The 8039-nt window shown below is 69.1% G+C and carries 5 protein-coding genes and 1 pseudogene; 2 read left to right on the plus strand and 4 right to left on the minus strand.

The window, feature by feature from the left end; translation table 11 throughout:
- Window positions 1-184: 184 nt before the first annotated feature.
- Window positions 185-340, minus strand: a complete 156-nt coding sequence (locus ACZ6O2_RS36105; RefSeq protein WP_466026159.1) for a hypothetical protein — start codon at window positions 338-340, stop codon at window positions 185-187.
- Between the two features lie 336 nt (window positions 341-676).
- On the opposite strand from ACZ6O2_RS36105, the gene ACZ6O2_RS36110 reads away from it, so the two are divergent.
- Window positions 677-1534 (plus strand): alpha/beta fold hydrolase, encoded by an 858-nt coding sequence (locus ACZ6O2_RS36110; protein WP_466026160.1) that lies wholly within the window; start codon window positions 677-679, stop codon window positions 1532-1534.
- Here ACZ6O2_RS36110 and ACZ6O2_RS36115 read toward each other — a convergent pair.
- Window positions 1531-2785 (minus strand): annotated as a pseudogene (locus ACZ6O2_RS36115) (IS110 family RNA-guided transposase). The gene ACZ6O2_RS36110 and the pseudogene ACZ6O2_RS36115 overlap by 4 nt on opposite strands.
- Window positions 2786-3764: 979 nt before the next feature.
- Between ACZ6O2_RS36115 and ACZ6O2_RS36120 the strand changes: the two are divergent.
- Window positions 3765-4568 carry a DMT family transporter gene (locus tag ACZ6O2_RS36120; RefSeq protein WP_466026161.1) on the plus strand — a complete coding sequence of 268 codons (804 nt, stop codon included), beginning with the start codon at window positions 3765-3767 and terminating at the stop codon, window positions 4566-4568.
- 482 nt (window positions 4569-5050) lie between these two features.
- On the opposite strand, the gene ACZ6O2_RS36125 is transcribed toward ACZ6O2_RS36120, so the two are convergent.
- Both ACZ6O2_RS36125 and ACZ6O2_RS36130 read right to left on the minus strand, forming a co-directional pair.
- Window positions 5051-6370: a phage tail tip lysozyme gene (locus tag ACZ6O2_RS36125; RefSeq protein WP_466026162.1), complete on the minus strand. Its 1320-nt coding sequence runs from the start codon at window positions 6368-6370 to the stop codon at window positions 5051-5053.
- A 23-nt stretch (window positions 6371-6393) separates the two neighbouring features.
- Window positions 6394-7680, minus strand: a complete 1287-nt coding sequence (locus tag ACZ6O2_RS36130) for a M23 family metallopeptidase (protein WP_466026163.1) — start codon at window positions 7678-7680, stop codon at window positions 6394-6396.
- Window positions 7681-8039: the final 359 nt, after the last annotated feature.

An 8039-nucleotide genomic window follows, 5' to 3' on the forward strand; every position in this document is an offset into this window, starting at 1 on the left:
TCCGCGTGCTGAAACGACGCCTATCCGACGTCGTCTACCAGGCCCTACGAACCAACTGCGTACCCGAGGCTTGACAGAGGAGCTATGTACAGTCCAATAACCATCCAGGTGGCGGGCTGCGCGGGCCGCATACGCGTGCCAGTAGATGCCGATCTTCTATCGTCCCGGGCGGGCAGAGTCGGAATCATCCCCGGCGCGCGGTGTCGATGGTGAGGTCGGCACGATCGCGGGTGCCGTCGGTTCTGAAGAAGTCGTCTTCCTCGATCATCCACTTCCGCCAGAGTTGCTCGGCAACGGCGGAGGAACCGTCGCGAGGACTGCATCGGATCAAACCCGCCACGGTCGGAGCAAGACATTCGATGGTCCGTAGTTGTCAAGTGCGGTGATCGGGCCTTGGTCTGCGGCGGGTATCGGGCGGGCAGGTGGTAACGGCCCAGAGCGCGTGACTGCCAGGATTGTTGATCTTGGATTGGTTGGGGCAGCAAGATATGCCGATTGGCGGCCAATTGCGCTCGACCGGGCGCGGTCGAGCTGGTGCAGGTCGAGCGAGTGTGGCTGTCCCGTCCGGACAACCTGTTCGAGATTCATCGAAGCTGGCGGGGTTGAGGCGTTCGCTTTGCCGATCCGGCCTGGGCCCAGTGCCACGTGGGGCGTTCCGGGAAGCGATAGTGGTCCTGTGGCTTCGATCTACCGCAGTGTCCAGGGACAGCGCCGGGTTCAAGGTTGGTGTTCCGATCAGCTTGATCGCTGGTCGGTGCCGCACGAGCGGTTTTCGGTACCGACCAGCAGAGGCGATACGCATGTGGTGTCCGTCGGTGAGGGTGCGCCGTCCGTGGTCGTGCTGTCGGGCACGAACTTCAACGCGGCGACGTGCCTGCCCTTGGCGCAGGCGTTAGCGCAGCGGTGGTCTGTGTGGGTCGTCGACGTGCCGGGTCAGCCTGGCCTCAGTGGGGCCGGGCGTCCCGCCCGGGGAGGGCTGGGGTGGTACGGACAGTGGCTCGGCGAGTTTCTCGATCGGGCGGCGACCGGTCCGATGGTGATCGTCGGCCATTCCCTCGGTGGTGGTACCGCTCTGGCCTGTGAGTCGCCACGGGTGGCGGGGCGAGTTCTCATCGCGCCGGCTGGCGTGGTCCGGTTGCGGGTCACTGCCGGCGTGTTGGCCGCGACGCTGCCATGGCTGACCCGGCCGACCAGCAGCCGGAGTGCCCGCCTGCTGCGGGTGATGCATGGACCGGGGCACCACCCGTCGCCCGTCCTGACGGAGTGGATGACCCTGGTTGCCCGCGAGTGCCGGTCCAGCCTCGCGCCCTTCCCACTGCCCGCCGCCACGCTACGGCGGGCGACTGGGGCACCGATGGCGGTCGCGACGGGTGAGCACGACGTGTTCCTCCCGCCGTCGCGACTATGGCGGGCGGTGCCACGGTCCCTTGCCGCCGACCTGAAGGTGCTGCCAGGCGCAGGGCACCTGGCGCCTGAGGAGTACCCCGAGCGGGTGGTGCGCCTGGTTGAGGAGGTGATCGGACGCGCCAGCTAGCCCACCGGGTGCTCGTTAGCCGCCTCGGTGGGCGTGGGTGGTACCGGGAAGGCGCGGGTTTCGTCGTAGGTGGTGCGGCTGGTGAGGCAGTGGTGCAGGACGCCGACGAGTCGGTTGAACAGGTTGCGTTGGGCGGAGGCGTGGCGGTCGCCCGCGGTTCGTCGTCGGTCGTAGTGGGCGCGGCAGCCGGGTGAGGTGATCAGGGTCGCGAAGGCCCATACGTAGCCGGTGGCGGCGAGGCGTTGGTTCTTAACCCGTCGGTGTACGACGGTGCGGCTGCGGCCGGAGGCGCGGGTGATGGGTGCGGAGCCGGCGTACGCCTTTAGGGCGCGGGCGTCGGCGAAGCGGGTACGGTCGTCGCCGATCTCGGCCAGGATCCGGGCGCCGGAGACCTCGGCCAGGCCGGGGAAGCTGGTGATGATGTCGTGGTCGGGGTGGCTGCCGAACGCCTCGGTGGTAGCGTCGGTCAGGTCACGTAGTGCGGCGCAGGCCGCGTCCAGAAGCCGAAGCAGGGCGGCGGCTTGGCGGCCGAACGCCTGCTCCACCTGCGGGAGATGGCGTAGTTGTGGGGCGTGTAGTGCGGTGGTGATGGCTTCGGCGTCGGCGATGATGCCGCGTTTGCGGCCGACGCCGTGGAGTACGGCGGTCACCTCGTCGATGTCGAGCGTGGCGCCGGCGGTCGGGGTCGGCGCGAGGGCGAGGACCCGGCGTGCCATCGGTGCGGCGAGGCCGTCGGTACGGTTGACGAACGCGGCGAGAAACCCGGGGTAGAACTCGCGCAGCAGGGAGCGCAGCTCGTTGGCGATGCGGTTGCGGTGCCATACCGCGTCTTGCTGAGCGCGGGCGAGGACGCTGATCGCCTGGGCCAGCTCCGAGTCGGCGGGTAGTGGTCGGTGCATGGCCTGGTCAGTGCGCAGGATGTTGGCCAGGATCATGGCGTCGCCGTGGTCGGACTTGCGGCGGGCGACGCTGTGCCGATCCCGATAAACGGGCGGCGGCCATCGGGTTGATCGGGTACACCGGCCGCCCGGTCGCCCGCAGCGCGGCCACCAGGAGCCCACGCGGGGTCTCGATCGCAACGGGCACCGGTTCGTCCAACTGGTCCCCAGCAGCGGCCAACATCTCCAACAGGACGGCGAACCCAGCGGCGTCGTCGGTGATCCGGCGCCGAGCGACCAGTTGCCCGTCCTGGTCGACCAGGGCGACATCGTGATGCCGCTCGGACCAGTCGATCCCACAGAACACTCTCAACCTTCGAATCCCTTCTCACGCAACAGATCCAGCGTCGTCCAGCACTGGACGGGATCACGCGGCACTCTCATGGAAGCGCTCAGCGGCGCGACATCCGATCAGCCGGTCGTGATCCCAGCGACCGGCACAGCCCCCGGTCTTGGTCGAAGAGCTCGACGGCTTCGCGATACGGCGTAGGGGTGGTCTGCGCCGGCGGCTGGAACCACGGCAAAAGAACACATCGTTGCTGGCCACCCGGGTGCCGGTCTCCAGGAGAGGCCAGCTCGCCCGATGCGCCGGAGCCGATCCCGGACGGCCAGGTGAAGGGTCCGGCTGGCGGCACCGCGCCGGTCTTGCTAAAGACCTAGATCAGTCTCGATATGGCTAGGCGTCTCGGCCGCCAGCCGGAACCCTTCGGAACCCATGAGATATGGCTATTGGCCGCCAATCTCGACCGGGCGCGGTCGAGGACACCCGGCGGGGTGTGGCTGGCGGTGTTCAGTGCGACCCGGTAGCGCAGCCGTGGCGGGAAGGTCGCGTGGTCCTGATCGCACGAGACCATGCCCGGCGACGAGGGCGTTGCGCTGATCGAACGGTCGCGGTGGCATCGCCGCGGCGGCACGCGGGATCCGACTCCGTCGACGGTTGGTAGCGGCGCAGCTCGCTGACCGGGCAACCCTGGCCTCGCAGCGTGCACCCATGACTCCATCACGGTTCGGTGCCAGAAGCCGGGATCTGCAGGAACTCGTCAAACGGGTGGACGCCGGGCGCCTCAGCCCGTGGCTGATTGACGGCATCGGTGGCGACCCCAGCCGCCAGGTGCGGTTCTACCTCGGCGCGCACCGGCCCCACTGGCTGACTATCGGCAGCGTGCCGCTGTTCATCTCGGCGAACACCCTGAAGCACTACCGCAGCACAGGAGACGACTGGCCAACCCGCAAGGCCGGAACCTTCGGCTGCGGCGTGTGGGCATGCGACTCCGGCGGCTTCACGGAACTGCGTGATCCTGGTGTCGCCCTGGCTGATCCCGGCCGTACGAACCCTCGCCCGCTGCTCCGTGCGGACGAAGCTGGCCGTGCTGGTGATCGGAGCCGGCTCCTCGGCGCTGGCCACGACGCTGTTCACCGCCGCGTTCCGGCTGGGCGACCCGATCACCCCGCAGGTGTTGCAGAAGCTGCAACCAGCGCTGGCGATCGTCCTGGCCGCCGCGCTGCTCGGGGAACGGGTGAACCGGCGGTTCCCCCTCTTCGCGGTGCCTGCGGTCGTCGGCGCCTGGCTGTTGGCGTTCCCCGACCCGCTGGGGATGCACCCCCGCAGCCTCGCTGCGGCCGGGCTGGCCACCGGGGCCGCGGCGCTCTGGGCAGCCGGCACCGTCCTCGGCCGGATGGTCAGCGCCGAACTGTCCTTCCTGCATGTCACCACGCTTCGGTTCACCGTCGGACTGGTCACCCTCGCCACCTTCGCCGCGGCGACCCGCACGCCGGTCACGGTTCCGGTGGAGCTGGTACCGCGGCTGGTGCTGCTCGCGGCCGTACCGGGCCTGCTCGCCCTGTCGCTGTACTACCACGCCCTCCGGCACACGCCCGCGTCGAGCGCGGCCCTGGCCGAACTGGCCTTCCCGCTGACGGCCGCCGTGGTCGGACTCACCCTGCTCGACGGGCAACTCGACACGAGCCAGTGGACCGGCCTGATGCTGGTACTGACCTCGGTGGTCCTGCTCGCGCTGCACGAGAACCGCAGTTCGCGCCCGGCGGTGCGACAGCGGCCCGAGGACCGTGGCTGGACGCCCGCCTACCAGTCCTGACGTTCTGCACCCCGGTGGCTACGAGATCGGCCCAGCGGCTTCCGAATGGCTCCCCGGCTGGGGCGAACGCACTCTCGCGCAGGGGGAGGCGCTCAATCCCCTCGGCTACCACGTCGGCACCGTCTGGGCCCCTTCGACACCGCCTTCATCGTCTGGGGGCTCCGCCACTACGGCTTCGACCAAGAGGCAGGACGCATCGCCGAGGGGGACATCATGGAGTTTCCGGCGCCGCGTCGCCGACCGAGCGCGTGGCACAAGGCGCTGGTGCTGGCCACGGACTGACCGCCGCACCGCGCGATGGGCCGCCCGGCCCCTGTCGGGGTGGGGACGGGCGGCCCTGTCGCCCTGGCCGGTCCGGCATCGGCATGACATCCGGCCTGGACCCTGTCCGGCAGGGTTCCATGCTGGTCCAGGGATGCCGCCCTCGCGGAACGCCGGGCCGCTTGCCGGAGGCACCCCCGTCACTGAGGTGCCGTCCGGCGTCAGCGGGTGTAGAGGACCTTGGTGCCTCCCGCGTTGACGGCGGAGACGGAGTTGACCCCGGACAGGTTGGGCACCTGCAGGTTCCGCCAGCCCGCGTTGCTCGCCGCCTCGTGCACGCGGCCGTTGTTGACCGTGTAGACGATTCTCGTGCCGTCCGCCAACGAGATGGCGGACAGACCGCTCCCGTAGATGGGGCTACCGTTGTATCCCACGGCGTACGGCGTCCAGTTGCCGCTTCCGGCCTCCCACACCGCGCCGGCGCGGATCGTGTACAGCACCGTGCCGCCGTTGTAGGGAATGGCCGACAGCGCCGACACACCACTCAACGTGGGCACTCGCAGGTTTCGCCAGCCGGCGTTGCTACCGGCCTCGTACACGTAGCCGTCCCGCATCGTGTAGACGATCCGCGTGCCGTCGGCCCGCAGCACCGCGCTAACCGCGTCCGCGTAGATCGGGCTTCCGTCGTATCCCACCGCGTACGGCCGCCAGTCGACGCTGGACGACTCCCACACCGCGCCCGCGCGGATCGTGTAGAGGACGGTCCCGCCGTTGAAGGCGACCGCCGACACGGCTGAGACGTTGTCGAGGTTCGGCACCCGCAGGTTCCGCCACCCGGCGTTGCTCGCCGCCTCGTACACGTACCCGTCACGCACCGAGTAGATGATCTTCGTGCCGTCCGCGCGCTGGACCGCGCTCACCTTCGATGCCACGATCGAGGCCACCGGAAGCGGCTGCCAGCCGGAGTTGTCCGCTGTCTCGTACACCTGCGTGTTCGACGCGGGCGGGGTCGTGCCCGCGTACTGGTTGTAGTAGTTCGTCGCGTAGCTAATCCGCGTTGACTCGTGACAGGTTCCGCAGCGCTCGTAAAGGTCCTGGAACGCGACGGTCGCGTCGGCAATCGTGCTCGACGCCCGCAACTGCGCCAGCCCGTAGCCCGAGATGTTCGTCAGCTCCCACCAGATGAAGCCGAGCTGCGCGTTCAGGCTCCACACGTTCTGGCCGGTCACCGCCGCGTACCAGGTCGCGTTGGCGTTCGCGGTCGTGTCCCAGCGGCCGCCGGTGCTCCACTGCGCGATCCCGCGGCCAGGACCGCCGGGCTCCTGCGCCAGCGGGTTGATGTTGGACTCCTGCGCTAGGTTGCCCAGAATGCCCGCGGTCTGTTCCGCGGTGAGTCCCTTGCCGACGAAGAAGTCCCACGCGGTTCTGGAGTTGTCGGCGGCGCGTGCCTCACCGGGGAAGCCGAGCCCGGATACGGCGATGAGCCCTGCTAGGGCCAGCAGACCAACGCGCCGCGGTAGCGCGTTCGGCAAACGATTCATGGTGTGTCCCGCTCGTTTCGGTGTCACCGGGTGTAGAGGATTTCCGTGCCGCTGGCGTAGATGGCGGAGACGGCAGCGACTCCGCCCAGGTTGGGCACCCGCAGGTTTCGCCATCCTGCGTTGCTTGCCGCCTCGAACACCGCGCCGTCGCGCACCGTGTAGACGATCCGTGTGCCGTCGGGCCGGTGGAGCGCGCTGACCGCATTCGCGTAGATGGGACTTCCGTTGTACCCCACGGCGTACGGCCGCCAGTCGACGCTGGAGGCCTCCCACAGGGCGCCCGCGCGGATCGTGTAGAGCGTCGTGATCCCGTTGCGGGAGATGGCCGACACGACTGCCACGCTGTCCAGGTTGGGCACCCGCAGGTTCCGCCATCCCGCGTTGCTTGCCGCCTCGAACACCGCGCCGTCGCGCACGGTGTAGACGATCCGTGTGCCGTCGGACCGCAGCACCGCGCCGACCGCGTCCGCGTAGATCGGACTTCCGTTGTACCCAACGCAGAACGGAACCCAGTCGCCGCTCGCGCATTCCCACAACGCGCCCGACCGGATCGTGTAGAGCACGACCCCGCTGCCGACGGCGATCGCCGAAATCGCCGACACGCCGTCCAGGTCGGGCACGCGCAGGTTGCGCCATCCCGCGTTACTCGCCGCCTCGTACACGTACCCGTCACGCACCGAGTAGATGATCTTCGTGTCGTCCGCGCGCAGGACCGCGCTCACCTTCGACGCCACGATCGAGGCCACCGGAAGCGGCTGCCAGCCGGAGTTGTGCGCCGTCTCGAACACCTGCGTGTCCCCCGCGGGCGCGTCACCGCCAAGGAACGCCAACGGGTTGATGCGCCTGCCGGAGGGGTCGTTCATGTGCCAGTGCAGGTGCGGGCCGGTCGAGGAGCCCGAGCCCGGCGCGCCCGGGTAGCCGCCGGACAACCCGACGATGTCGCCCATCGCGACCCGGGTGCCGTTCGCCACGACGAACCCGGACAGGTGCAGGTACTGGGTTTTGTAGCCGTTGTCGTGGTGGATGACCGCCGTGTAGCCGCCGGTGCCGTTGTCGGGGTCGTTGTAGACCACACCGCCGCCCGCCGCGGGCAGTCGGGTGCCGACGGGCATGCCATAGTCGATTCCGCCGAGCGAGCCGCGGGCCAGGTGCCCCTCCCACGTCTCGGTGATCGGATACCCCGTGAAGGGGTTGTAGAACCCGGGCACGGCCGCGGCCGCCACCCCAGTCCCCACGGTCACGCCTGCGACGGCGACCGCGCCCGCTGTCGCCGTCACACGCAGGAAAGTCCGCCTACCGATCCCGTCCATGCCCACCACCTGGGTCCCAATGTGTTCACGGAATATCCGGGGACGAAACTAGGAAGCGACAGTCTGCGATACATCAGTTGTTCGACCGATGGCCGATCGACGCAACGACGGGTGCGCCATCCGGGACCTGCCTGGTCCGCGACACCCCTCCGCCCTCCCGCCACTCACCGTAGAGAGTGACGGCGCGGGCCGGGGACATCGCCGTCGGCTCGCTCTGCAGCGGCGCTCTGGTCCGACATGGTCACCGCGGCCTCCGCGCAGGTTGCAGTCGACTATGACACCTATGGCGAGTACGTGCGAATGGAGTCCAGATGGCAGACGAGGAGCAGCTGAGCGCCGTAATCGTCGATGACCACCCA

This window comes from Micromonospora sp. NPDC048040 (assembly GCF_055587185.1).

Bases quoted from the DNA above. Each gene is read 5' to 3' on its own strand.
- ACZ6O2_RS36125 (WP_466026162.1), bottom strand. From the start codon at position 6,370: ATGAATCGTTTGCCGAACGCGCTACCGCGGCGCGTTGGTCTGCTGGCC.
- ACZ6O2_RS36130 (WP_466026163.1), bottom strand. From the start codon at position 7,680: ATGGACGGGATCGGTAGGCGGACTTTCCTGCGTGTGACGGCGACAGCG.